This window comes from Caenimonas sedimenti (genome assembly GCF_007833165.1).
Taxonomy (GTDB): domain Bacteria; phylum Pseudomonadota; class Gammaproteobacteria; order Burkholderiales; family Burkholderiaceae_C; genus Ramlibacter; species Ramlibacter sedimenti.
The window spans coordinates 130,499-151,662 of sequence record NZ_VOBQ01000009.1 but is presented as its reverse complement, the minus strand read 5'-3'; the positions used below and the strand labels follow the sequence as shown (position 1 = coordinate 151,662).

Genomic DNA, 21,164 nt, shown 5'->3' with positions numbered 1-21,164 from the left:
GCGATTGTGAGCTGTTTGCACTCACTTAGGGGCGCTGCGGCACGGGCAGTTGTTTGCGTGCACGCAACTCGACACTGAGATACATCACGGCCGCCGCGAGCAAGGGGCCGATGTAGTAGAGCGCGCGGTAGCCCAGCAGCGCCGCCAGCAACTGGGCATCGGGCACGCGGTGCGACAGCAGCGCCACGAACACCGCTTCCAGCACACCCAGGCCAGCCGGCACATGCGTGATGACCCCAGCGACTGCGGCCACCAGCAACACGCTCAGCACGTCGCTGTAAGGCACCTTGCCTTGCAGCAGGACATGAACCGCGCCGGCCATGATCATCCAGTTGGCGCACGACATCGCCAATTGCACGATGGCCATGGTCGGCCGGGGCAACAGCAGTTCGTGGCCGCGCAGCGTCCAGCTGCGCTTCTTCGACCAGCCGCACAGCAGCAGGTAGGTGAGCGCCAGGGCCAGCAGAACGATGCCCAGCAACTGCAGGCCTTCGCTGTCGAGCTTCCAGTCCGGCGGCAAGGCGAGCGGTGCCACGGTGAAGACGATGCCGGCCAGCAGCAGATAGCCCAGCCAGTTCGTGAGCATGCTCAGCGTGAGCACGCGCGTGATGGTGGCCGTGGCCAGGCCCAGCCGCGAATACATGCGGAAGCGGAAGGCGACGCCGCCGACCAGCGAACCCATGTTGAGGTTGAAGGCGTAGCTGATGAAGTTGACCTGCATCACCTGCGGAACCCGAAGACGGTGGCCGGTGTAGCGCCGCCCGACCAGGTCGAAGCAGCTGTACAGCAGGTGGCTGCAGGCGCACAGGGCGGCCGCCTCCCACAGCACGTGGCGCGGCAAGGCGAGCAGGCTCTCCTTGACGTCGCCCCAGTCGACCCCCCGCGCGTACTTGACCAGCAGCCCGATGACCAGTGCGAAGAAGGCGAACGTCAGCGCGCGCTTCAGCCAGGGCCACCAGGGCTTGTCACGGATCACGATCGTCCTTGGGGGTCGCGAATGCCGGGATCAGGGACGCCGGCAACAGGCGGGGCAGCCGGCTCGGCAGCCAGCTCGCGATCTGCGGGTAACGGCGCGTGAAGTGGTAGGCCAGGAAGCTGTGCACCAGCGACCAGCCCTTCAGCTCGCCCATGCCTTCCAGGGTGACCTGGTTGCAGCTGTGGCACATCAGCTTGTCGAGGCGCTCCGACAGCAGCGCGTTGAAGGCCCGGTCGCGGATCACGACGTTGGCCTCGAGGTTCAGCGCCAGGCTCATGGGGTCGAGGTTGCTGGAGCCCACGGTGGACCACTCGTCGTCCATCAGCGCGACCTTGCCGTGCAGCGGGCGGTCGCAGTATTCGTAGATGCGCACGTCCGACTTCAGCAGGTGGTGGTAAAGCATCATGGCCGCCGTCTTCACGAAGGCCATGTCGGGCTGGCCCTGCAGGATCAGCCGCACGTCGACCCCACGCCGCGCGGCGCGGCGCAGCTCTTTCATCAGCCGGTAGCCGGGGAAGAAGTATGCGTTGGCGATCACGATGCGCTTCTTCGCCGCGCGGATCGCGATGCGGTAGTGGCGCTCGATGTCGTTGACGTGCGAGTTGTTGTCGCGCACGGCGAACAGCGCGTCGGCGCCGCCGGCGGCGGGCAGCGCGGCGGGCGTGGTGCGCAACTGCTTGCGCCAGCGCCACCACTGACGGTGCTGGCGCATGTAGCGCTGGCCCTGGGCCAGCGAGGTGTGGACGAAGCGGTGGATCTCGGCCACCAGGGGGCCCCGGATCTCCACCGCGTAGTCCTGCTTGGCCTCGGGTCCGAAATCGCCCAGGTGGTCGGCCGAATAGTTGATGCCGCCGACGAAGGCGACCTCGCGGTCCACCACGACGATCTTGCGGTGCATGCGATGGAAGAACTGCGGCCGCCAGCCGAAGGGCCGCGGGCCGGGGTCGAACACGTGCAGCCGCACGCCGGCGTCGCGCAGGACCTGCTGGTAGTGCTGCGACAGGCTGGGCGAGCCCCAGCCGTCGATGGTGAGGTCGACCTGGGCGCCGCGCTTGGCCGCCGCGACCAATGCTTCCTGCAGCTGCAGCCCGACCTTGTCCTCGAACAGGATGAAGGTTTCCAGCACCACCTCGGTCTTCGCGTTGGCGATGCAGGCGAACACGCGCGGATAGAACTCCTCGCCGTTTTCCAGCAGCCGGATGTCGTTGCCAGGAATCCAGCGCCCATGGCTCATAAGTGAATCTCCGCGGCCAGCGGCGCATGGTCGGACAGGTGGGCCCATGGGCGGCGCGGCAGCACCACCGGCAGGTGCACCGAGCAGTTGCGCACGTAGATGCGGTCCAGCGACAGCACCGGGAAGATCGCGGGGAAGGTCTTGGCCGATTCGCCATAGGCGGTGACGAAGATCTCCCTGAGCCCGGCCTCGCGCCAGAGGATGTCGTGCGCGCGCTTGCGCCAGTCGTTGAAGTCGCCGGCGACGATCAGCGGCGCCTCCGGTGGCATCTCGGAATGGGTGATCTTGCACAGCAGGTCCAGCTGCTGTTGCCGGTGGTTCTCGGCCAGGCCCAGGTGCACGCAGATCACATGCACGTCCTGCGTGTGCCCGGGCACGCGCACCACGCAATGGAGCAGGCCGCGCTTTTCCGGCCCGGCGATCGACACGTCGTGGTTCTGGTGCCCGACGATCGGGAACTTGGACATCACGGCATTGCCGTGGTGGCCCTTGGGATAGACCATGTTGCGACCGTACGCGAACTGCGGCCAGATGCTGTCGGCCAGGAACTCGTAGTGGGGCGCGTCCGGCCAGTCCTCGATCTTCTTGCCGTGGTCGTCGTGCGTGCCCAGGACCTCCTGCAGGAACACGACGTCGGCTCCGACCTTGCGGACCGCGTCGCGCAGTTCCGGCAGGATGAATTTGCGGTTGAAGCTGGTGAAACCCTTGTGGATATTGACCGTCATGACGGTCAGCTGCGGGGCTGAAGACACAGTCTCGCTCATGGGCGCTCGGCTCTCGTTCTGGTGGGAGAGCCTGTTGTACGGCCCGGCTCACTGCCGAGGCGTAGGACGGCAGGCTAAGTTGCTGTCGTGCGGGCTGGCGCGATGTTGCGCGCGGTGCCGAGCCAGGTCGCGCACAGCGTGACGTGGCCGTCCGCATCGATGGCGAAGACGTCGGCCGCGCAGACCGTGAGCAACTGGCCCGCATCGATCACCCGGCCGCGGGCGCGCAAGGCCGCGCCCCGTGCCGGTGCCACCAGCTTGATCGCGCCGTCGATCGTCGCGTTGACCCAGCCCGCGGGCAGCAAGGTGCCGGCCGCCGACACGGCCGCGAAATCGGCGATGGCGAAGACGGCCGTCGCCTGCAACTGGCCCGGGCGAAAGCTGAAGGCGTCGGCCACCGGCATTTCCAGCTCCACGGCGCCAGGCTGTGCATCAAGGAAGCGCAATCCCAGGGTGCGCGCCATCGGCATGGCGAGCACCAGGCGCTGCAGGTCGGCGAAAGCGGCGGCAGATGTCATGCGGACAGCTTAGGATCGCAGCCGTGGCACGGCGGTTGCATTGGCGACTCGATGTCGCGCAGGTGGCGGCTGTAGGACGAAGGGCCGAGGCGGCGTCGGTTCCTGCTGACCCCTTCCCCCCAACCTCAGCGGTTTGTTGCAGACTGGAGCCCGATGAACAACAGCAAGATGCGTCTCGCTTCCCTCATTCCGCCCTTGTTGGCGGCACTGTTCGTGGCCCCGGCCGCCGCCGACTGGCAACCCGACGCCTACTACCTTCAAGGTGGGTGGAGCCGGCATCACGCCGCCAGTGCCACGGTGGGCGCGGTGTGGGACGCTGACTGGCGGCATTCCGTTTGGGGCCTGCAGGCCAGTGTGCAGGGCGAAGTCTTCCTGAGCGCGTGGCGCGCCGAGGACTTCAGCAAAGGGCACCAGTGGTTCTATCAAGCCGGACTGTTGCCAGTGCTGCGGCTGCGGCCGGCCGAGGGCCGCTCGCCCTGGTTCCTGGAAGGTGGGATCGGGCTCAGCTACACCAACCGGCCTTACATCACGCCCATCAAGCAGTTCAGCACCAAGTTCAACTTCTACGACATCGTGGGGTTGGGCTACAGCTTCGACGGCGGGCGGCAGGAAATCGGCTTGCGCTACGTCCACATTTCGAACGCCGACATCCGCAAGCCGAACCCCGGCGAAGACTTCGTGCTGCTGCGCTACGCGCGCCGCTTCTGAAGGCCGGGGCCTGCGCGGCGGGACGCGGCGTCCTACGGGGGCGCCCGGGCGCGTCCGATAGGGCCGGGCAGGCAGTGCTCCAAAGTGGGAGGTACGTACCCGGCACGCCCGGGCCTTCCCCCACAAGATACGGAGCTCATCATGAACAGGACCACCATCACCCGTGCGTTGCTCGCCGCCGGCGTGCTCGCCACCGCGGGCCTGGCCCAGGCGCAAACGACCGACGTGCCGATGCAGGCGGGCGAAGCCAGCACCTTCAGCGGCGGCGTGCCCAATGCCGCGACCACGAACTCGCCTTACGAGGACAGCGGGATCCTGGCGCGCTCGTACACCTACAGCGTCGCCCCGCCGGTCACGTACAGCGTGGCTCCTTCCACCACCTACATCATGGGCGCGGCACCGGTCTACACCAGCCCCTATCCGCTGACCGCCGACCGCACGCATGACACCTACCAGCAGGGCAGCGCATCGGCCACCACCAACGTGCCGGGCCGCGCCGGTGAGGCCAGCACGATGACCGGGGGCGTGCCGAACGCCTCGACCAACAACTTCGCTTCCGGCGGCACGACCATCCTCCACGGGCCGCTCTACGACCAGTTTGGTCACCGCGTTTACGTTTACTGACGCTCTACGCGGGGTTGCAGGCCGGCTCCTGCCGCGCCTGCCACCACGTGTCCTACTTCAGCCGTCTGACGCGTCCGATGCGAGCGCGCAAGGCTCAGCCCCAGAGTTGCGCTGTTCCCGGCACCGCCGGGCTTTCAGCGCCAACTACCCCAGGGAGCACCACCATGACCAAGACCTCTTTCACCCGGACCCTGCTGGCCGCCGGCCTCTTCGCCGCCGCCGGCCTGGCCCAGGCCCAGCTCACCACCGACCTGCCGACGCGTGCCGGTGAAGCCAGCACCTTCACGGGTGGCGCGCCCAACGTGGCCACGTCCAACTCGCCCTACGGCGGGCTGCCGAGCAACCCGACCTACATCACGGTCTCGCCCAGCAACACCGCGGTGCTGGGCGCCGGTCCGCTGACCCCGGTGTACGTGAGCCCGGCCTCCGTGGCGACCGACCCCACGGACGACAAGTACCGCATGGGCCGTGCCGCCGCCACCAACAACGTCCCCGGCCGCGCCGGTGAGGCGAGCACCTTCACCAACGGTGCCCCCAACGTCTCGACCAACAACTGACCGTTCGTCGCTGGAATGAAAAAAGGCCTGGGCCGCGAGGCCCAGGCCGAACTTGCTTCTTCGTCCCCGAAGCTGGTTCGTGATCAGCCGTGGTGGCCGCGGTGCCCGCGATGGCCCTTGCCCATGCGCAGGGTTTCCGCGTCGAACACCTTCTGCTGCGCCGCCGACAGCACGCCATAGAAGCTCTTGGTGACTTCGGCGCGCTGGTCCATGGCGGCCGCGCGCTCGGCACGGCGTGCGCGCATGAAGTCGATGCGCTGGGGCGTGGTCATCGCCGCGAGGTCCGGACGCTGGCCACGGGCGCGCGGCTGCATCGCCGCGACCCACGCGTTCCAGGCGGTTTCCTGGGCGGCGTGGATCTGCAGCTTGGCCTTCAGGTCGGCGAGCTTCTGCGCATGGCGCTCCTGCATCTTGGCGATCCGCTGCTCGTGGCGGGCGGGGTCATGCCGGCCGCCCGCGGGCGGCGACTGGGCGAACGCCGCCGAGAGGCCGAGGCCGGCCACCAGGCTGGCGGCGAGCAGGTGCTTGTGCAACTTGTTCATGAGAGGCTTCCTTTCAAGGTGGAGCCAGTGTGCGCACGATCTGTAACACCCCCATCGCGCTCCCGTTGCTGCGCGGTAAAGCTGGGCCAGCCACGGCGCCCGCCGGAGAGCACAAGCCGGGTCGCCCGCCTCCTACGGCAAGCTGGCACGCCGGGCCACATGGCGCACGGCCGGGCACGCGCACAGTGGCCTCAACCAATCAGGAACATCCCAAGGAGTGCACCATGACCCAGGCTTTTGTGCGAGCGGCCGCCACGGTGCTGGCCACCACACTGCTGTCCGCCGGCGCCGTGCTGGCGCAGGCGCAGGCCCCGAATACGCGCATCGATACGGCGCCGCCGCCGGCCGAGGAGCGCAACAGCGTCGGAACCGTCGAGATCGAACCGGTGCTGGCGAAGAAGCGCTACCTCGAGCAGCTGGCCCGCAGCAGCGGCGAGCCCGACACCCGGACGATGGGTGCCGGCCCGGCCAACGTGGTGCGGCGCGCGCAGGCCGGTGAAGACTTGAAGCTGCAACGCGCTGTGGATGCCGCCCACCGCCGCAGCCACAGCCCGATCGCCCCCTGACGGGCCGTCAGGCCGGGCCGCCGGCCAGGTCTTCGAGGATCGGGCAGTCGGGGCGCTCGTCGCCCTGGCAGCAATGAATGAGGTGGTGCAGCGTCTTGAGCATCTCCTCCATCGCCACGATGCGCGCCCCCAGTTCGTCCGCATGCCGCTGGGCGACCCGGCGGACGCTGGCGCTGGCCCGGCGCCGGTTCTGCCAGAGGCTCACCAGTTCGCCGATCTCCGCCATCGAGAAGCCCAGGTCGCGCGAGCGCTTGATGAAACGCAGCGTGTGGACTTCCGCCTCGGAGTACTGCCGGTAGCCGGCGTCCGTGCGGCCCACTTTGGGCAGGAGGCCCAGCCCTTCGTAGTGCCGCACCATCTTGGCCGAGACGCCGGACAGGCGTGCGGCTTCCCCGATGTTGACGGGCCAGGCCATCAGCGGGCCACCTGGTAGCCTTCTTCCTCGATGGCCCGCGCGATGGCTGCGGGATCTCCGCCCGATTGCACCTGCACCTGGCCGCTGGCCAGGTCCACCTTCACCTCGGCCGCGGGGTCGACCGACTGCACGGCCTGGGTGACGGCGCGGACGCAGTGCCCGCACGTCATGCCCTGCACCTGGAAACTCTGGTTCATGATTCGTCCTTCCTGTCGATGAGCGTGCCAGTCTGAACTTTGCCATGATGGCAAGGTCAAGCGGGCATGCAACCCAACCCTTTGGCGAGAAGGGTTGCCGCACCGGGCTTGACCTTGCCATCATGGCAGGCTTGACCATGGCGCCATGACTGATTCGACCGCTTCCACCGCCACCCTGGACCTCGGCGTCGCCGGAATGACCTGCGCCACCTGCGTGAACCGGGTCGAGCGCGCCCTGAAGAAGGTCCCGGGCGTGCAGGATGCCAACGTGAACCTGGCGACGGAGTCCGCGCGCATCCGCTACGACGCGGCGGGCGACACCGAGGCGCGCATCCGGCGGGCCGTGCGCGACGCCGGCTACGAGCCGCGGGCGGCCGAGCAGGCCCTGGCTCCCGACGCATCGCCCTGGGCCGGCTTTGCGCCGGTGGCGCTGGGGCTGGTGTTGTCGCTGCCCCTGGTGCTGCCCATGCTGGGCGACCTGGCCGGCCGCCACTGGATGCTGCCGGCCTGGCTGCAGTTCCTGCTGGCCACGCCGGTGCAGTTCGTCCTGGGCGCGCGCTTCTACCGGGCCGGCTGGCATGCCCTGAAAGCCGGCACCGGCAACATGGACCTGCTGGTGGCCATCGGCACCACGTCGGGCTGGGCCCTGTCCATGTGGCTCTGGCTGGGCCAGGGCGCGCAGCACCTCTACTTCGAGGCCTCCGCGGTCGTCATCACGCTGGTGCTGCTGGGCAAGTGGCTGGAGACGCGCGCCAAGCGGCAGACCACGGCGGCGATCCGGGCCTTGCATGCGCTGCGGCCGGAGATCGCCCACGTGCTGCTGCGCACCGGCGGCGAGGCCGACCTGCCGTTGTCCGAGGTGCTGGCCGGCGACCGTCTGGTGGTGCGCCCCGGCGAGCGCGTGCCCGCCGACGGCGTGGTGGAGCAGGGCGAGACGCAAGTCGACGAATCCATGCTGACCGGCGAGCCGCTGCCGGTGGCCAAGGGCGTGGGCGCGCGCCTGACCGGCGGCAGCATCAACGGAGACGGCCGCGTCGTGCTGCGGGCGACGGCAGTCGGTGGCGAAAGCGTGCTGGCGCACATCATCCGGCTGGTCGAAGACGCGCAGGCGGCCAAGGCGCCGCTGCAACGCCTGGTGGACCGGGTGTCGGCCGTGTTCGTGCCGGTGGTGCTGGCGATCGCCGGGGTCACGCTGGGCGGCTGGCTGCTGGCGGGCGCCGGCTTCGAAGCCGCCCTGATCCACGCGGTGGCGGTGCTGGTGATCGCGTGCCCTTGCGCGCTCGGCCTGGCCACACCGGCAGCCATCATGGCCGGCACCGGCGTGGCGGCGAAGCACGGCATCCTGATCAAGGATGCGCAGGCGCTGGAACTGGCGCACCGCGTCGACGTGGTCGCCTTCGACAAGACCGGCACGCTGACGCTCGGCCGGCCGCGCCTGGTGGCATTCAGCGTCGCGCCCGGTGTCGATGAGGCGCAGGCGCTGGCGGCGGCCGCCAGCCTGCAGAGCGGCAGCGAGCATCCACTCGCGTCGGCCGTGCTGGACCACGCGCGCGAACTTGGCATGGCGATCGCGTCGCCGGATGCGGTGCGGGCGGTTCCGGGGCGCGGCACCGAGGGCGAGGTGGCGGCGCGCAGCTACCTGATCGGCAGCCTGCGCTGGCTGCACGAACTGGGGGTCACACCGGGGCTTCTCCAGGGCGAGGTCGACCGGCTCCAGCGCCAAGGGGCGACGCTGTCGGGCCTGGTCGAGCGCGCCACGGAAGGCCTGGTGCTGCGGGCGCTGCTGGCGTTCGCCGACGAGCCCAAGCCGGGTGCCGCCGAGGCCCTGGCCCACCTGCGCACCCGCGGTGTGCGAATCGTGCTGCTCTCCGGCGACAACCGCGCCGCCGCGCTGGCCATGGGCGCCCGGCTGGGACTGCGACCGGACGAAGTGCGCGCCGAGGTGCTGCCGGGCGACAAGGCCGCGCAGATCGAACAGCTGCGGGCCACGGGCCAGGTGGTCGCCATGGTGGGCGATGGCGTCAACGACGCGCCGGCGCTGGCCGCCGCCGATGTCGGCATCGCCATGGGCACGGGCACCGACGTCGCCATGCATGCCGCCGGCGTGACGCTGATGCGCGGCGACCTCCGGCTGGTGGAAGGCGCGCTGGCGATCTCGGGCCGCACGGTCGCGAAGATCCGGCAGAACCTGTTCTGGGCCTTCGCATACAACGTGGCCGGGATCCCGCTGGCGGCTCTGGGTTACCTCAACCCGGTGCTGGCAGGGGCAGCCATGGCGCTGTCGAGCGTGAGCGTGATGGCGAATGCGATGTTGCTGAAGCGCTGGCGGCCCTGAGCAAGCTGGGGTTCGCCTGCGGGCTCACCCCAGCCTACGAAGCCCGCGGGGTACGCCGGCGATGCAGCGCGGTCGAACGCGTAGGCTGGCGGTGAGCCCGAAGGCGAACCCCAGCGTGCGCACGCTCACCCCTTCATCAACGCCGGATAGTCCGTGTACCCCGCCGCCCCGCCGCCATAGAACGTCGCCCGGTCCGGCGTGTTCAACGGCGCATTGGCGCGCAGGCGCTCCACCAGGTCCGGGTTGGCAATGTACGGCCGGCCGAAAGCCACCAGGTCGGCGCCCGTCGCCAGCGACAGCTCGGCCAGCGGCTTGTCATAGCTGTTGTTCACCATCCAGGCGCCCTTGGCACCGGCGTCGCGCCAGGCCTTGCGCAACGCCACATAGTCGAACGGCCGGCCCTCCACTTCACGCGGCCCGCCGGTCGCGCCTTCGATCACGTGGAGGTACGCCAGGCCCAATGGCGCCAGTTCACGCACGACGTGGTCGAACAGCGGCTGCGGATCGGCGTCGACGATGTCGTTGGCCGGCGTCACCGGCGACAGGCGCAGCCCGACGCGGCCGCCGCCGATCTCGCCCGCCACGGCGCGCATCACTTCCAGCAGCAGGCGCGCGCGGTTCTCGATGGAGCCGCCATAGGCATCCTGCCGGTGGTTCGCGCCGGTCTTCAGGAACTGGTCGAGCAGGTAGCCGTTGGCGCCGTGGATTTCCACCCCATCGAATCCGGCCGTGGCCACGGCGTGGCGCGCGGCATGGCGGAAGTCCTGCACGATGCCCGGGAGCTCGGCGGCGTCGAGCGCGCGCGGCTCCGAGGTGGGCGCGAAACTGCCCACGCCGTTCTCGATCAGGTAGGTCTTGGTCTTCGCCGTGATGGCCGAGGGCGCCACCGGCTGCTGGCCGCCGGGCTGCAGGCTGGTGTGCGAGACCCGGCCGACATGCCAGAGCTGCACCACGATGCGACCGCCTTGGGCGTGCACGGCATCGGTGACCTTCCTCCAGGCGGCGAGCTGTTCGGTGGTGTACATCCCGGGCACGTCGGCATAGCCCTGGCCCTGCGGGCTCACCGGCGTGGCTTCGGTGATCAACAAGCCTGCGGTCGCGCGCTGCGCGTAGTACTCCGCCATCAGCGGTGTCGGCACGGCGCCGGGGGCGCGGTTGCGGGTCAGCGGTGCCATCACGATGCGGTTGGGCAGGTGCAGCGTGCCGGCTTGCAGCGGATCGAACAGGGAGGTCAAGGACGGGCTCCGGGGTTGGGTCGGGGAAGGGCATCAGCCTAGCGGCTTGCGTTCAACCTTGCCGGCGTAGGGTGGTGCGGGGCCGCAGCGACAATGGCCGGGCATGCCGCCCGCTTCGCTGCTCCCCCTGGCGCTCGCGCTGTCCCTGGGCGCGGCGGTGTCGCTGGGCATCACCCGCTTCGCCTACGGCCTGTTGCTGCCGCCCATGCGCGCGGACCTGCAGTGGAGCTACACCCTGGCCGGGGCGATGAACACGGCGAACGCACTGGGCTACCTGGCGGGCGCGCTGGTGACGCCGCGCTTGCTGCAGCGCTGGGGCCCGGGCGTGCTGCTGGTCGGCGGCTCGGCGCTGGCCAGCGTCTTCATGGTGCTCAGTGGATTCTTCACCGCGGCCGCACCCTTGCTGGCCCAGCGCCTGCTGGCCGGCGTGGCCAGCGCCTTCGTCTTCATTGCCGGCGGCTTGCTCGCGGCGCGGCTGGGTGCACAGCAGCCGTCGCGCAGCGGCTTCCTGCTGGGGCTGTACTACGGCGGCACGGGCTTCGGCATCGTGGCTTCGGCGCTGCTGGTGCCGGCGGCCATGCAGGCGGCCGGCGAGCGGCCGCACGCCTGGGCCTGGGCGTGGTGGGCACTGGCGCTGGCGTGCGCGCTGGGAACGCTGGCGTTGCGCTGGCCGGCGCGCGTGCTGGCGCAGGGCCAGGCAGCCCCTGATCCCGCCGCCGCGGCGCCGGCGGAGGCTCCCGCCGTGTGGCGTCCTTTTGCCTGGGGCCTGGCCGGCTACTTCATGTTCGGCGTGGGCTACATCGGCTACATGACCTTCGTGGTGGCGCTGCTGCGCGAACAGGGTGTGACGCCCGGCGCGGTGACGGCCTTCTATGCCTTGCTGGGTTGTGCGGTGATCGCATCGTCGCGCATCTGGGCCGGCCTGCTGGATCGCTTTCGCGGCGGCGAGTCGCTGGCGATCCTGAATGCGCTGCTCGGATGCGCGACCTTGCTGCCGGTGCTCACCTCGGCCTGGGCCGCGCTGCTCGCCTCCGGCCTGCTGTTCGGCGCCGTCTTCCTCTCGGTGGTCGCCTCGACCACCGCGCTGGTCCGCCACAACCTGCCAGCCGCGCACTGGGCGCGCGGCATCAGCGCCTTCACCATCGTGTTCGCGGCCGGGCAGATCGTCGGGCCGACGGTGGTCGGCTGGGTCGCGGATGGGCCGGGCGGGCTGCAGCGCGGGTTGCTGCTGTCGGCGGTGGCCCTGTGGCTGGGCGCGGGGCTGGCGTGGCGGCAGCGCCCCTTGAGTTGACCTGGGAGGTCATGGACGGCGCACCGTGGCTGCCCAGAATGGGCGCATGACCGCTCCCATCTTCGGCAGCACACGCCGCTTCCGCACCGTCATGCACCTGTGGCCGCCCTACTGGGGCACGGGCATTTCAGTGGGCGAAGTCGCGCCCGACTGGCGGCGGCTGGTCGTGCGCATGCGCCAGCGCTTCTACAACATGAACGCCTTCGGCACGCACTTCGGCGGCAACCTGTACGCGATGTGCGACCCGCATTACGCGCTGCTGCTGATCCCGCTGCTGGGACGCGGCTACCAGGTGTGGGACAAGGCGGCTGCCATCGATTTCGTCCAGCCGGGGCGCGGCACGGTGCAGGCGGTGTTCGACTGGGACGATGCGCAGCTGGAGGAAATCCGCGCCCGCACCGCCGATGGCGCGAAGTTCGAGCCGCAACGCGTGGTGGAGGTGCGCGATGAAGCGGGTGCCGTCGTCGCGCGGGTGCACAAGACCTTGTACGTGCGAAGGCGGGCCGCTTCGTAGGCTGGGGTTCGGCTTCGCGCTCACCGCCAGCCTACTTGCTACGCCTGCAGGCCTTCCACCTTCAACGCCTCCTGCACCGCCGGCCGGGCGCCCACGCGCTCCTGGTGCGCGACCAGGTTCGGATACGGCCCGAGGTCGATCCCCAACGGCTTGGCCCAACGCGTCACCACGTACAGGTAGGCGTCCGCCACGCTGAAGTGCTCGCCGAGCAGGAAATCCTTGCCGGCCAGTTCGCCATCGAGCCAGGCCAGGCGTTTGAGGCCGCGATCGCGGAACACGTGCTTCGCCTCCTCCGGGAGGGCCGGGTTGAACAGCGCCCCGATGGAGCGGTGCAGCTCCATGCCGATGAAGGTCAGCCACTCCTGCAACCGGTAACGCGGCAGCGTGCCGGCGGCCGGCACCAGGTTCTTCGTGGGCACCTGGTCGGCGATGTATTGCAGGATGACCGGCACCTCGCGCAACCGGGTGCCGTCGTCCAGTTCCAGCATGGGCACATAGCCCAGCGGATTGATCGTGTAGTAGTCGGTGCCGTCGTCGAGCTGGTGGGTCTTGGTCGGGGCCTTGACCGGTTCAAAGGCGAGGCCGGCTTCACGCAGCACGATCTGGGGCGACAGCGAACAGGCGCCAGGCGAGTAGTACAGCTTCATTTGTGTTTCTTTCTGTGTATGCGGGGGGTAAAGACGCATGCTAGCGTTTCCCTGCGGATTTTGCAGAGCCACAATGTCGGGCATGGGACGGATCCTGAAGTGGCTCGTAGGCGCGCTGGTGCTGTGCGCGCTGGCTGCTGCCGCGGCCGTGCTGTCGGTTCAGCAGTGGCTGCGCACGGACGACTTCCGCGTGCGGATGCAGCAGCAGGCGACGCAGGTGCTGGGCGTGCCGCTGCAGATCGGCAAACTCTCCGTCGACATGTAGCCGTTGCCGGCGGTGGCCGCCGAGGACGTGCGCATCGCCACCAACCCGCCGATCACCATCGCCCGTCTGGAAGCCCGGCCGGACTGGACGTCGCTCGCGGCCGGTGACGTCGAGATCGACACCCTGATCGTCGAAGACGCGGTCGTGCCGCAGTCCAGCGTGAATGCGATCGGCGCGACCCTGCAGAAGCGCGCCAAGGCCACCGAGCCGGAGAAGCGCGCACGGCAACGCCGCAGCGGCATCCGCTCGCCGCGCCGCGTGCAATTGAAGAAGGTGACCTGGTCCGACGGCCAGCAGCGGATGACCGTCGAGGCCGAGTTCGGCCTGGGCCGCGACGGCCTGCTGGATGTCGCGAACTTCAAGGTGGTGGACGGGCGGCTGGCCGGCGCCAGCGGCACCATCAAGCGCAATGGCGACGACTGGCCGGTGCACGTGAAGGTGGGCGGCGGGACGATCGCCGGCAAGCTGCAGCTGGACGAGTTGCCCAGCGGCGCAGTGTCGCTGACCGGGCAGCTCACCACCGAGGGCGTCGAGGTGGCGGCGCTCACCGCGCCGAGCAAGACGCTCACCGGCAAGCTGCGGGCGCAGACGGCGCTGCGCGCGGAGTTTCGCGACATCGGGCAGCTCGGCGATGTGCTGGCCACGCAGACGCACTTCAACGTGAGCGATGCGCTCGTCCGCGGCATCGACCTGGCGCGGGCGGTGGAGACCGCGGGCCTCAACCGCGGCGGCATGACCCGGCTGAACGCGCTGGCGGGGCAAGTGCACACCCAGGGCAAGACCGTGCATCTGACCCACCTGGTGGCCACCTCGGGTCCGCTGGCGGCCAACGGCAACGTGACCATGGCGGCCAACCGCAGCCTCAGCGGCCGCATCAACGTCGATGTGCCGACGGCCAAAGGCGCGGTCGGCGTGCCGCTGGTGGTGAGCGGCACGGCCGATGCGCCGGCGGTTTCGATGACCCGCGGGGCGCTGCTGGGCGCGGTGGTCGGCACGGTGATCGCGCCGGGCGTGGGCACGAGCGTGGGCGCCAGTGCCGGCGAAAGGGCGGCCGACAAGCTGCGCGGCCTGTTCGGCAAGTAGCCGCGTCCTACAAGCGCTGGCGGCGGCTGCCGATCAGCAGCGAGTCCGGGCGGCTCTACATTGGCCGCATGAAGACGCACCTCTCCACCGTGGAAACGGTGCTCGAGTACGAGATCCTGTCGCCCACGCATTTCTGTTTCAACATCGAAGCGGCGCACTGGCCGACGCAGAAGATCCGGAGCGAGCGGCTCGCCATCTCCTCCGGCGTGGCGCCCCATAGCTTCGAAGACCCGCGCAGCGGCAATCGCTTCATCCGGTTCGACGCGGCCCCGGGGCCGTTGCTGGTGAACTACCAGGCCGAGGTCGAAGTCGAGACGGTCGAGATCGACCCCGCCTTGACGGAGACGCCGGTCGGCCAGGTGCCGGATGCCGTCTTCCGCTACCTGTTGCCGACCCGCTATTGCGAGTCCGACGTGATGGGCAGCGCCGCGCAGAAGATGTTCGGCCAGTTGCCGCCCGGCATCGGCCGCGTGCGCGCGATCGAGGAATGGGTGCGCAACGAGATCACCTACAAGCCGGGCAGCAGCACGTCGACGACAACGGCGCAGGAAGTGTTCGTGCAGCGGGCCGGCGTCTGCCGCGACTTCGCGCACCTGGGCATCACGTTCTGCCGCGCGCTCAACATCCCGGCGCGGCTGGTGGTGGGCTATGTGTGGTTCGACGAGCCGCCGCAGGATTTCCACGCGGTGTTCGAGGCGTGGGTGGGCGGCCGCTGGGTCCTGTTCGATCCGACCGGCATGGCGCCGGTCGACCGGCTGGTGCGCATCGGCACCGGCCGCGACGCCAAGGACGTGGCGTTCAGCACGATGTTCGGCTCGGTCCGGATGACGCGCAAGGAGGTCAGCGTGCTGGAGCACGACCCGCGTCCGCCGAAGCCTGAGCCCCATGCGCAGGTCGACCACCGCGACGCAGAACCAGCCATCCAAACAGCGTAGCGGTCAGGTACATCACCACTGAATAGATCGCTGACGGCAGGGCGAGCTGGAAGTTGTTCAGCACCGACAGCGCGATGAACAGCGACAGCGTGGAGTTGTGGATGCCGATCTCGAAGCTGATGGCGGTGGCCAGCGGCTTGTCGAGGCCCGCCGCGCGGCTCAGGTAGTAGCCGGCCAGCAGGCTGACCAGGTTGAACAGCACCACCGCCGGGCCGATGCTGGAGAAGCTGGCGGTGAGCGCCGACCATTCCTTGCCGATGGCGATGAGCGCGAAGGCTGCCAGCACCAGCGCGCTGAAGATCTTGAACGGCTTTTCCATGCTGGCGGCGAAGCCCGGACGCTGCGCCGCCACCGCCATGCCGATGGCCACCGGCACCAGCACCACGCCGACCACCTCCAGCACCTTGCCGACCTGCAGCGGCACGACCTGGCCGCTCTGGATGAAGGCGTTGATCGCGAAGTTGGCGATCAGCGGCAGCGTCACGATGGAGAAGATGGTGTTAATGGCCGTGAGCGAGATGTTCATCGCCACGTTGCCGCCGAACAGGTGGCTGAACAGGTTGGCCGACACGCCCCCGGGCGAGGCCGCGAGCAGCATCAGCCCGACCGCGTACACCGGCGACAGCCCCAGGCCGACCACGATGCCGTAGCAGGCCGCGGGCAGCAGCACCGCCTGCAGCAGCAGCGCGATGAAGACCGCCTTCGGGTGCTGCAGCAGCCGCTTGAAATCGGCCAGGCTGAGCGACAGGCCCAGCCCGAACATCACCAGCGCCAGCGCGACCAGCAGCAGCGTCGGCAGGAGCTGGATGAAGTCCAAGGCCGGCCCCGGCTAGTTCTTGTACGAGGGGTCGGTGCGCTCCACCTTGCGCAGCAAGGCCGGCCAGACCAGGTTGGAGCCCTGGCCCATGGTGACCTTGCGCCGCGCTTCGGCCACCCCGTCGATGATCCGCGGGTCCACGGTGGTGAGCTCCCCGCCGCCGGCTTGCGCGTCGATCTGGATGCGGCAGGTGTTCTCGAACGTGTACATGGAGAGGAAGGCATCCGCCACCGTGGGGCCCACCGTCAGCAGGCCGTGGTTGCGCAGCATCAGGAAGGTCTTGTCGCCCAGGTTCTGCTGCAGCCGCGCCTTCTCCTCGTCGCGCACGGCCACGCCCTCGTAGCCGTGGTAGGCCAGCGAGCCCAGCACGAAGGTGCTCTGCTGGCTGATCGGCAGCACGCCGTTCTTCTGCGCGCTGACCGCGATGCCCGCGCGGCTGTGCGTGTGCAGCACGCAACCCGCGTCTTCCCGCACCGCGTGGATGGCGCTGTGGATGACGAAGCCGGCCGGGTTGACGGGGAAGGGCGAGTCGATCAGCTTGTTGCAGGCCAGGTCGACCTTCACCAGCGACGACGCGGTGATCTCGTCGAACATCAGCCCGTAGGGATTGATCAGGAAGTGGTGCTCGGGGCCGGGGATGCGCGCGGTGATGTGGGTGAAGATGAGGTCGCTCCAGCCGTAGAGCGCGACCAGGCGGTAGGCCGCTGCCAGGTCCACGCGCAGGTTCCACTCGGCTTCACTGACGACTTCCTTGAGCGATGCGATGTTCATGCGGCTTCCTTCTTCAGGTAGATCGAGTTGCGGGGCTGTGCCATCAGGCGGCGCAAGAGGGGTTCGAATTCGGCCAGCGGCAGCGTCTCGGCCTTGGGGTCGAAGGCCGGGTTGTCGTAGAGCGCGCAGAACTCCTCACAGCGCGCGAAGTGCGGGTGATCCCGGAACTGCTCGCGCATGTCGCGGTCGAGCCCGACGTGGTGGAAGAAGTAGTGGCCCTGGAAGATGCCGTGGTGCTGCACCATCCAGTGGTTCGCTTCGCTCACGAACGGCTTGAGCACGGCGGCGGCGATGTCCGGGTGGTTGAACGAGCCCAGCGTGTCGCCGATGTCGTGCAGCAGCGCGCAGGCCACGTATTCGTCGTCGCGGTTGTCGCGCAGCGCGCGCGTGGCGGTCTGCAGCGAGTGCGTGTAGCGGTCGACCGGGAAGCCGCCGTAGTCGCCCTCCAGGATCTGCAGGTGCTTCATCACGCGATCCGGCAGGGATTGGGTGAACTGCATGAATTCGCCGCCGATGACTTGCCAGTCGGCGGCGGTGCTGTCCTGCATGCGGGTGAATTGGGCGCGGGCGTTCATGGGGGGCTTCGTGGCTTCCTTGGAGTGTGCATTCTTGGCCCGGGCTTGACCATCAACTGTCAATATTTGGACAATGTGCGGGTTGTCCCTGCCCTTGGGAGTCGCCACCGTGTCACTGTCCGCCAGCGCCGAGCTGCTGCACAGGCTGTCCGCCAACCCCTGGTTCGGTGCGCTGGCCCTGGGCGACCGCCGCGCCGTGCTGGCCGCCTGCGACCGCGTGCGCCTGCGGCCGGGCGAGATGCTGTTCCGCCAGGGCGACGCGGTGCCCGCCGGTACGGGCGCGTTCTACGGCTTGTCCAGCGGCTCCATCAAGGCTTCCAGCCTGCGCGAGGACGGCAAGGAAGCGATCCTGGCCGTGCTGGAGGCGGGCAACTGGTTCGGCGAGATCTCGCTGATCGACGGCCAGCCGCGCACGCATGACGCCACGGCCTTGCGCGAGTGCGAGGTCCTGGCGCTGCCGCGTGCCGACTTCGATGCGCTGATGAAGAAGCCCGCGTTCTCGCATGCCGTGAGCCGCATGCTGGCGGCCCGGGTGCGTTCGCTCTACGGCATGGTGGAAGATGCGACGCTGCGCTCCACCCGCGCCCGCATCGCCCGCCGCCTGCTGCTGCTGGCGCGCGGCGACGCGACCCAGTCGCCAGGCGCGCGGCCGGTGGTGCCGGTGTCGCAGGAGTCGCTGGCGATGATGCTGGGCGTCACGCGCCAGACCCTGAGCAAGGAGCTGCGGGTGCTGGTGCAGGCCGGCGCGGTGGTGCTCGGCTACGGCAGGATCGAGATCGCCTCGACGGAGAAGCTGCAGGAACTGGGCGTGGACCACTGAACGGCGGCCAGCGCGTCAGTCCTGCACCTTGCCGCGCCCCGCCTTGATGCCGGAACGGATGGATTTGCCCTCCAGCCGCCGCTGCCTGGAGCCGTAGGTCGGCTTGGTCGCGCGCCGGCGCTTCGGGACATGGGCCGCGGCGGCCACCAGTTCCTCCAGCCGCGCCATCGCTTCCAGCTTGTTCTGGTCCTGGCTGCGCGTGGCCTGGGCCTTGATGACGACCACGCCGTCCTTGGTGATGCGCTGGTCGGTCATGGCCAGCAGCCGGGCCTTCACTTCCTCCGGCAAGGACGACGCGCGGATGTCGAAGCGCAGGTGCACCGCGCTCGACACCTTGTGCACGTTCTGCCCGCCCGGGCCGCTGGCCCGCATGGCGGTGAATTCGATCTCGTGGTCGGGGATGGGAGGCATGGCGCGGTGCCGCGCGGCGGCGTCAGCCGCCGCGAAACTCGCTCGGGCTCTTGCCGGTGTGGTCGCGGAACACCCGGCTGAAGTGCGAAGGATTGCCGAAGCCCCAGGACAGCGCGATGTCCGTGATCGGCCGCGCGTGCGGGCCGGCCTGCTGCAGGTCGCGGATGCAGGCCTGCAGCCGCAAGCGCTGGATGTACGCGGCGATGGACTCGCCCTCGCCGCCGAACGCGTTGTACAGGTGGCGCCGGCTGCAGTTCAGGGCGCGCGCGATCGCGTCCACCGACAGCGCCGGGTCGCGCAGGTTCTTCTGCACGTGGGACCGGATGCGGTCGCGCAGGGCTTCGCGCTGGGTCACGGCGGTTTCGAGGCCGCTCAGTTCCTGCAGCGACAAATGCACCAGCTGCTTGATCAGCTCGCCCGCGCCCTGCGCGGCAGCCGGGCTCATGTTCGGCAGCTCCTGGTAGGTGTTGCGCATGGTCTCCAGCGCCACCCGCGAGATGCCGCTGGTGCCGAGGCGGCGCGCCATGACCCCGTCGAAGCGCAGGTTGCGCTCGGCCAGGCCGTCCTTGGGCACCATCACGATCAGGTGGTCCACCCGTTCCGGGTTGGCGATCTCGTAGCTGCCGGTGGTGTCGTAGATCACCCAGGCGCCGTCACGCGCGCAGGCTTCGCGCCCCTGCTGCTGCACGGTGGCGCTGCCCTGCCAGGGCGCGACGATCTTCAGGTAGGCCGTCTCGCTGGTGCGCGCCATCGAGGGCGTGCGCAGCACGCGGTGCCGGTTGGCTTCGAGGCGGGTCAGGATCACGTCGCCCGCGTGCGAGGCCTGCATGTGGCCATCGAACTCGCTGTCGCCGTACAGGTCGGACTGCAGGCCGCCGAAATGCTTCGACACCCACTCGCGCCATTGCGGCGCCCGGTCGCGCGGGGCGACGACGTCGGTGCTCAGCAGGGTGGAATCGGCCATGGATCGCAGGATTATGGGGTGCGCATGGGCGGGTGACCCAGGGAAAACCCGGAGCGACTTGCACACCCAGACAAGCGAATGTGCGCGTTCAGCACAGCGGCGAGCGGCCGCGGTTTCTACGATGCAGGCACCGCCGCAAGGTGCGGAAGGAGACATCCCATGCAAGCAGTGAAGGCCATGAAGAATCGCCGCCAGTTCATCCAGGGCACGGCGGCCGCGGTGGGGGCGCTGTCCGCCCCGTCCCTGATGGCGCAGGCCGGCCCCGTGCGCGTGGGCTATGCGATGGCGCGCACCGGCCCCTGGACCGGCGGGGCCCAGGTGAGCCAGGAGCCGAACTACCTGCTCTGGGCCGAGCAGCAGAACGCCGCGGGCGGGCTGGACGTGAAGGGCACCAAGCGCCAGATCGAACTGATTTCGTCGGACGACCGCAGCGACGTCGAGACCTGTGTGCGCACCTACGAGAAGCTGATGGGCAGCGACAAGGTCGACCTGGTGCTGCCGCCCTGGGGCAGCAACGCCAACTTCGCCGTGGCGCCGCTCGCGAATCGCTTCGGCTATCCCTTCCTGGCACCGACGGCACTCTCGCGCCGGCTGGCCGAGATGAAGCTGCCGTACTTCTTCCTGCTGCTGCAGCAGCCCAAGCCGATGTGCGACGCGCTGGTCGACATGCTGAAGGCGAACGGCGCCAAGAGCGTGGCCGTGGTCTACGTGGACGACCTGTTCGGCCTGGAGAACTATGCGGCGCTGAAGGTGGCGTTGGCCGGCAGCGGCATCAACCTGGTGCAGGACACCAGCTACCCGGGTGGCGTGAAAGACCTGTCGCCGGTGCTGCGTTCGATCAAGGACAAGAACCCCGACGCCTTCATCGGCTTCACCTATCCGCCCGACACCATCCTGGCGTCGCGCCAGGCCAAGGAGATCGGCTTCAACCCGAAGTTCTTCTACGCTTCGGTGGGCACCGCCTTCCAGCTGTACCGGAACGTGATGACGCCGGCCGGCGCCGAGGGCGTGCTGGGCATGGGTTCGTGGAATGCCAAGACCAGCCCGGGTGCCAAGGCGTACTTCGACGCGCACGTGAAGAAGTTCGGCGCGCAGAAGGAGCCGGATCGCTGGGCGAGCGGCCATTGCTGGGCCGGCCTGGAGATCCTGACCAACGCGGTGAAGCAGCATGGACTGGACCGCAAGGCGATCCGCGACTACGTGGCCAACACCACGCACAAGACCATCATCGGCGACGTCAAGTTCACCGGCAGCGAAAACACCGCGACGCCGGGGACGGTGGGGCAGTGGCAGAACGGCGAGATGGAGATCGTGTGGCCGCAGAAGGTCGCGACGGCGAAGTTGAATCCGGCGAAGCCGGCCTGGAAATAGCCCCCCATCAACCTGCAAGGACACGCCCC

At 69.2% G+C, this 21,164-nt stretch carries 26 protein-coding genes; 12 read left to right on the top strand and 14 right to left on the bottom strand.

Going from position 1 to position 21,164, the window contains the following annotated elements; all coding sequences use genetic code 11:
- Positions 1-25: 25 nt before the first annotated feature.
- The 4 genes from FN976_RS12300 to FN976_RS12285 all read right to left on the bottom strand — a co-directional run bounded on the left by FN976_RS12300 (position 26) and on the right by FN976_RS12285 (position 3,492).
- Entirely contained in the window at positions 26-976 is a 951-nt protein-coding gene (locus FN976_RS12300) for a lysylphosphatidylglycerol synthase domain-containing protein (RefSeq protein ID WP_349291377.1), read from the bottom strand.
- Positions 966-2,210 carry a cardiolipin synthase ClsB gene (clsB, locus tag FN976_RS12295; protein WP_145893321.1) on the bottom strand — a complete coding sequence of 415 codons (1,245 nt, stop codon included), beginning with the start codon at positions 2,208-2,210 and terminating at the stop codon, positions 966-968. Before clsB ends, FN976_RS12300 begins: the two co-directional genes overlap by 11 nt.
- Positions 2,207-2,974 carry an endonuclease/exonuclease/phosphatase family protein gene (locus tag FN976_RS12290; protein ID WP_145893320.1) on the bottom strand — a complete coding sequence of 256 codons (768 nt, stop codon included), beginning with the start codon at positions 2,972-2,974 and terminating at the stop codon, positions 2,207-2,209. Before FN976_RS12290 ends, clsB begins: the two co-directional genes overlap by 4 nt.
- 74 nt (positions 2,975-3,048) lie before the next feature.
- Entirely contained in the window at positions 3,049-3,492 is a 444-nt protein-coding gene (locus FN976_RS12285; RefSeq protein ID WP_145893319.1) for a PaaI family thioesterase, read from the bottom strand.
- Between the two features lie 153 nt (positions 3,493-3,645).
- Between FN976_RS12285 and FN976_RS12280 the strand changes: the two genes are divergently transcribed.
- The 3 genes from FN976_RS12280 to FN976_RS12270 all read left to right on the top strand — a co-directional run bounded on the left by FN976_RS12280 (position 3,646) and on the right by FN976_RS12270 (position 5,381).
- Positions 3,646-4,200, top strand: a complete 555-nt coding sequence (locus FN976_RS12280; RefSeq protein ID WP_255440353.1) for an acyloxyacyl hydrolase — start codon at positions 3,646-3,648, stop codon at positions 4,198-4,200.
- Positions 4,201-4,341: 141 nt separating this feature from the next.
- Complete coding sequence (locus FN976_RS12275; protein WP_145893318.1) at positions 4,342-4,824, top strand: hypothetical protein; 483 nt, start codon at positions 4,342-4,344, stop codon at positions 4,822-4,824.
- Positions 4,825-4,988: 164 nt separating this feature from the next.
- On the top strand, positions 4,989-5,381 hold the full coding sequence (locus FN976_RS12270) for a hypothetical protein (RefSeq protein WP_145893317.1): 393 nt from the start codon (positions 4,989-4,991) through the stop codon (positions 5,379-5,381).
- Positions 5,382-5,464: 83 nt separating this feature from the next.
- Here FN976_RS12270 and FN976_RS12265 read toward each other — a convergent pair whose 3' ends face one another.
- Positions 5,465-5,923, bottom strand: coding sequence for a Spy/CpxP family protein refolding chaperone (locus tag FN976_RS12265; RefSeq protein ID WP_145893316.1), 459 nt, complete (start codon positions 5,921-5,923; stop codon positions 5,465-5,467).
- 224 nt (positions 5,924-6,147) lie between these two features.
- Between FN976_RS12265 and FN976_RS12260 the strand changes: the two genes are divergently transcribed.
- Positions 6,148-6,489: a hypothetical protein gene (locus FN976_RS12260; RefSeq protein WP_145893315.1), complete on the top strand. Its 342-nt coding sequence runs from the start codon at positions 6,148-6,150 to the stop codon at positions 6,487-6,489.
- Positions 6,490-6,496: 7 nt separating this feature from the next.
- On the opposite strand, the gene cueR is transcribed toward FN976_RS12260, so the two are convergent.
- Both cueR and FN976_RS12250 read right to left on the bottom strand, forming a co-directional pair.
- Entirely contained in the window at positions 6,497-6,904 is a 408-nt protein-coding gene (gene cueR, locus FN976_RS12255) for a Cu(I)-responsive transcriptional regulator (protein WP_145893314.1), read from the bottom strand.
- Positions 6,904-7,101, bottom strand: a complete 198-nt coding sequence (locus tag FN976_RS12250; protein ID WP_145893313.1) for a heavy-metal-associated domain-containing protein — start codon at positions 7,099-7,101, stop codon at positions 6,904-6,906. The genes cueR and FN976_RS12250 overlap by 1 nt, the downstream gene beginning before the upstream one ends.
- Positions 7,102-7,246: 145 nt before the next feature.
- On the opposite strand from FN976_RS12250, the gene FN976_RS12245 reads away from it, so the two are divergent.
- Entirely contained in the window at positions 7,247-9,436 is a 2,190-nt protein-coding gene (locus FN976_RS12245; RefSeq protein WP_255440352.1) for a heavy metal translocating P-type ATPase, read from the top strand.
- A gap of 125 nt (positions 9,437-9,561) precedes the next feature.
- Here FN976_RS12245 and FN976_RS12240 read toward each other — a convergent pair whose 3' ends face one another.
- The gene (locus tag FN976_RS12240; protein WP_145893312.1) at positions 9,562-10,671 is read right to left on the bottom strand and encodes an alkene reductase; all 1,110 of its coding nucleotides are present in this window, start codon (positions 10,669-10,671) and stop codon (positions 9,562-9,564) included.
- Positions 10,672-10,774: 103 nt separating this feature from the next.
- On the opposite strand from FN976_RS12240, the gene FN976_RS12235 reads away from it, so the two are divergent.
- Positions 10,775-11,962: a YbfB/YjiJ family MFS transporter gene (locus tag FN976_RS12235; protein ID WP_145893311.1), complete on the top strand. Its 1,188-nt coding sequence runs from the start codon at positions 10,775-10,777 to the stop codon at positions 11,960-11,962.
- A gap of 46 nt (positions 11,963-12,008) precedes the next feature.
- On the top strand, positions 12,009-12,476 hold the full coding sequence (locus FN976_RS12230; RefSeq protein ID WP_145893310.1) for a DUF4442 domain-containing protein: 468 nt from the start codon (positions 12,009-12,011) through the stop codon (positions 12,474-12,476).
- 38 nt (positions 12,477-12,514) lie between these two features.
- On the opposite strand, the gene gstA is transcribed toward FN976_RS12230, so the two are convergent.
- Positions 12,515-13,123 (bottom strand): glutathione transferase GstA, encoded by a 609-nt coding sequence (gene gstA / locus FN976_RS12225; RefSeq protein ID WP_145893309.1) that lies wholly within the window; start codon positions 13,121-13,123, stop codon positions 12,515-12,517.
- A gap of 82 nt (positions 13,124-13,205) precedes the next feature.
- On the opposite strand from gstA, the gene FN976_RS12220 reads away from it, so the two are divergent.
- From FN976_RS12220 to FN976_RS12210, 3 genes are all read left to right on the top strand, one after another.
- The gene (locus FN976_RS12220; protein ID WP_145893308.1) at positions 13,206-13,388 is read left to right on the top strand and encodes a hypothetical protein; all 183 of its coding nucleotides are present in this window, start codon (positions 13,206-13,208) and stop codon (positions 13,386-13,388) included.
- A 12-nt stretch (positions 13,389-13,400) separates the two neighbouring features.
- Positions 13,401-14,471 (top strand): AsmA family protein, encoded by a 1,071-nt coding sequence (locus tag FN976_RS12215; RefSeq protein WP_186510857.1) that lies wholly within the window; start codon positions 13,401-13,403, stop codon positions 14,469-14,471.
- A 68-nt stretch (positions 14,472-14,539) separates the two neighbouring features.
- The gene (locus tag FN976_RS12210; RefSeq protein ID WP_145893306.1) at positions 14,540-15,406 is read left to right on the top strand and encodes a transglutaminase-like domain-containing protein; all 867 of its coding nucleotides are present in this window, start codon (positions 14,540-14,542) and stop codon (positions 15,404-15,406) included.
- Here the strand turns inward: FN976_RS12210 and FN976_RS12205 are convergent.
- Genes FN976_RS12205 through FN976_RS12195 form a run of 3 tightly spaced genes read right to left on the bottom strand, consistent with a single transcriptional unit; the run spans position 15,312 to position 17,569 of the window.
- A complete protein-coding gene (locus FN976_RS12205) occupies positions 15,312-16,223 on the bottom strand; it encodes a bile acid:sodium symporter family protein (protein ID WP_145893305.1) in 912 nt (303 codons plus the stop codon). The two genes, FN976_RS12210 and FN976_RS12205, sit on opposite strands and share 95 nt — an antisense overlap.
- A 12-nt stretch (positions 16,224-16,235) precedes the next feature.
- Positions 16,236-16,994, bottom strand: a complete 759-nt coding sequence (locus FN976_RS12200) for a class II aldolase/adducin family protein (protein WP_145893304.1) — start codon at positions 16,992-16,994, stop codon at positions 16,236-16,238.
- On the bottom strand, positions 16,991-17,569 hold the full coding sequence (locus FN976_RS12195; RefSeq protein ID WP_145893303.1) for an HD domain-containing protein: 579 nt from the start codon (positions 17,567-17,569) through the stop codon (positions 16,991-16,993). The genes FN976_RS12200 and FN976_RS12195 overlap by 4 nt, the downstream gene beginning before the upstream one ends.
- A gap of 109 nt (positions 17,570-17,678) precedes the next feature.
- On the opposite strand from FN976_RS12195, the gene FN976_RS12190 reads away from it, so the two are divergent.
- Complete coding sequence (locus FN976_RS12190; protein ID WP_255440351.1) at positions 17,679-18,389, top strand: Crp/Fnr family transcriptional regulator; 711 nt, start codon at positions 17,679-17,681, stop codon at positions 18,387-18,389.
- A 15-nt stretch (positions 18,390-18,404) separates the two neighbouring features.
- On the opposite strand, the gene arfB is transcribed toward FN976_RS12190, so the two are convergent.
- Both arfB and FN976_RS12180 read right to left on the bottom strand, forming a co-directional pair.
- On the bottom strand, positions 18,405-18,800 hold the full coding sequence (arfB, locus tag FN976_RS12185) for an alternative ribosome rescue aminoacyl-tRNA hydrolase ArfB (RefSeq protein WP_145893301.1): 396 nt from the start codon (positions 18,798-18,800) through the stop codon (positions 18,405-18,407).
- A 22-nt stretch (positions 18,801-18,822) separates the two neighbouring features.
- Positions 18,823-19,764: a helix-turn-helix domain-containing protein gene (locus tag FN976_RS12180; RefSeq protein WP_145893300.1), complete on the bottom strand. Its 942-nt coding sequence runs from the start codon at positions 19,762-19,764 to the stop codon at positions 18,823-18,825.
- 159 nt (positions 19,765-19,923) lie between these two features.
- Between FN976_RS12180 and FN976_RS12175 the strand changes: the two genes are divergently transcribed.
- The gene (locus tag FN976_RS12175) at positions 19,924-21,135 is read left to right on the top strand and encodes an amino acid ABC transporter substrate-binding protein (protein ID WP_255440350.1); all 1,212 of its coding nucleotides are present in this window, start codon (positions 19,924-19,926) and stop codon (positions 21,133-21,135) included.
- Positions 21,136-21,164 lie beyond the last annotated feature (29 nt).

Excerpts from the sequence above, each read along its gene's own strand:
- clsB (WP_145893321.1), bottom strand. The coding sequence starts at position 2,210 with ATGAGCCATGGGCGCTGGATTCCTGGCAACGACATCCGGCTGCTGGAA.
- FN976_RS12290 (WP_145893320.1), bottom strand. The coding sequence starts at position 2,974 with ATGAGCGAGACTGTGTCTTCAGCCCCGCAGCTGACCGTCATGACGGTC.
- FN976_RS12285 (WP_145893319.1), bottom strand. The coding sequence starts at position 3,492 with ATGACATCTGCCGCCGCTTTCGCCGACCTGCAGCGCCTGGTGCTCGCC.
- FN976_RS12280 (WP_255440353.1), top strand. The coding sequence starts at position 3,646 with ATGAACAACAGCAAGATGCGTCTCGCTTCCCTCATTCCGCCCTTGTTG.
- FN976_RS12275 (WP_145893318.1), top strand. The coding sequence starts at position 4,342 with ATGAACAGGACCACCATCACCCGTGCGTTGCTCGCCGCCGGCGTGCTC.
- FN976_RS12270 (WP_145893317.1), top strand. The coding sequence starts at position 4,989 with ATGACCAAGACCTCTTTCACCCGGACCCTGCTGGCCGCCGGCCTCTTC.
- FN976_RS12265 (WP_145893316.1), bottom strand. The coding sequence starts at position 5,923 with ATGAACAAGTTGCACAAGCACCTGCTCGCCGCCAGCCTGGTGGCCGGC.
- FN976_RS12260 (WP_145893315.1), top strand. The coding sequence starts at position 6,148 with ATGACCCAGGCTTTTGTGCGAGCGGCCGCCACGGTGCTGGCCACCACA.
- cueR (WP_145893314.1), bottom strand. The coding sequence starts at position 6,904 with ATGGCCTGGCCCGTCAACATCGGGGAAGCCGCACGCCTGTCCGGCGTC.
- FN976_RS12250 (WP_145893313.1), bottom strand. The coding sequence starts at position 7,101 with ATGAACCAGAGTTTCCAGGTGCAGGGCATGACGTGCGGGCACTGCGTC.
- FN976_RS12245 (WP_255440352.1), top strand. The coding sequence starts at position 7,247 with ATGACTGATTCGACCGCTTCCACCGCCACCCTGGACCTCGGCGTCGCC.
- FN976_RS12235 (WP_145893311.1), top strand. The coding sequence starts at position 10,775 with ATGCCGCCCGCTTCGCTGCTCCCCCTGGCGCTCGCGCTGTCCCTGGGC.
- FN976_RS12230 (WP_145893310.1), top strand. The coding sequence starts at position 12,009 with ATGACCGCTCCCATCTTCGGCAGCACACGCCGCTTCCGCACCGTCATG.
- gstA (WP_145893309.1), bottom strand. The coding sequence starts at position 13,123 with ATGAAGCTGTACTACTCGCCTGGCGCCTGTTCGCTGTCGCCCCAGATC.
- FN976_RS12220 (WP_145893308.1), top strand. The coding sequence starts at position 13,206 with ATGGGACGGATCCTGAAGTGGCTCGTAGGCGCGCTGGTGCTGTGCGCG.
- FN976_RS12210 (WP_145893306.1), top strand. The coding sequence starts at position 14,540 with ATGAAGACGCACCTCTCCACCGTGGAAACGGTGCTCGAGTACGAGATC.
- FN976_RS12200 (WP_145893304.1), bottom strand. The coding sequence starts at position 16,994 with ATGAACATCGCATCGCTCAAGGAAGTCGTCAGTGAAGCCGAGTGGAAC.
- FN976_RS12195 (WP_145893303.1), bottom strand. The coding sequence starts at position 17,569 with ATGAACGCCCGCGCCCAATTCACCCGCATGCAGGACAGCACCGCCGCC.
- arfB (WP_145893301.1), bottom strand. The coding sequence starts at position 18,800 with ATGCCTCCCATCCCCGACCACGAGATCGAATTCACCGCCATGCGGGCC.
- FN976_RS12180 (WP_145893300.1), bottom strand. The coding sequence starts at position 19,764 with ATGGCCGATTCCACCCTGCTGAGCACCGACGTCGTCGCCCCGCGCGAC.
- FN976_RS12175 (WP_255440350.1), top strand. The coding sequence starts at position 19,924 with ATGCAAGCAGTGAAGGCCATGAAGAATCGCCGCCAGTTCATCCAGGGC.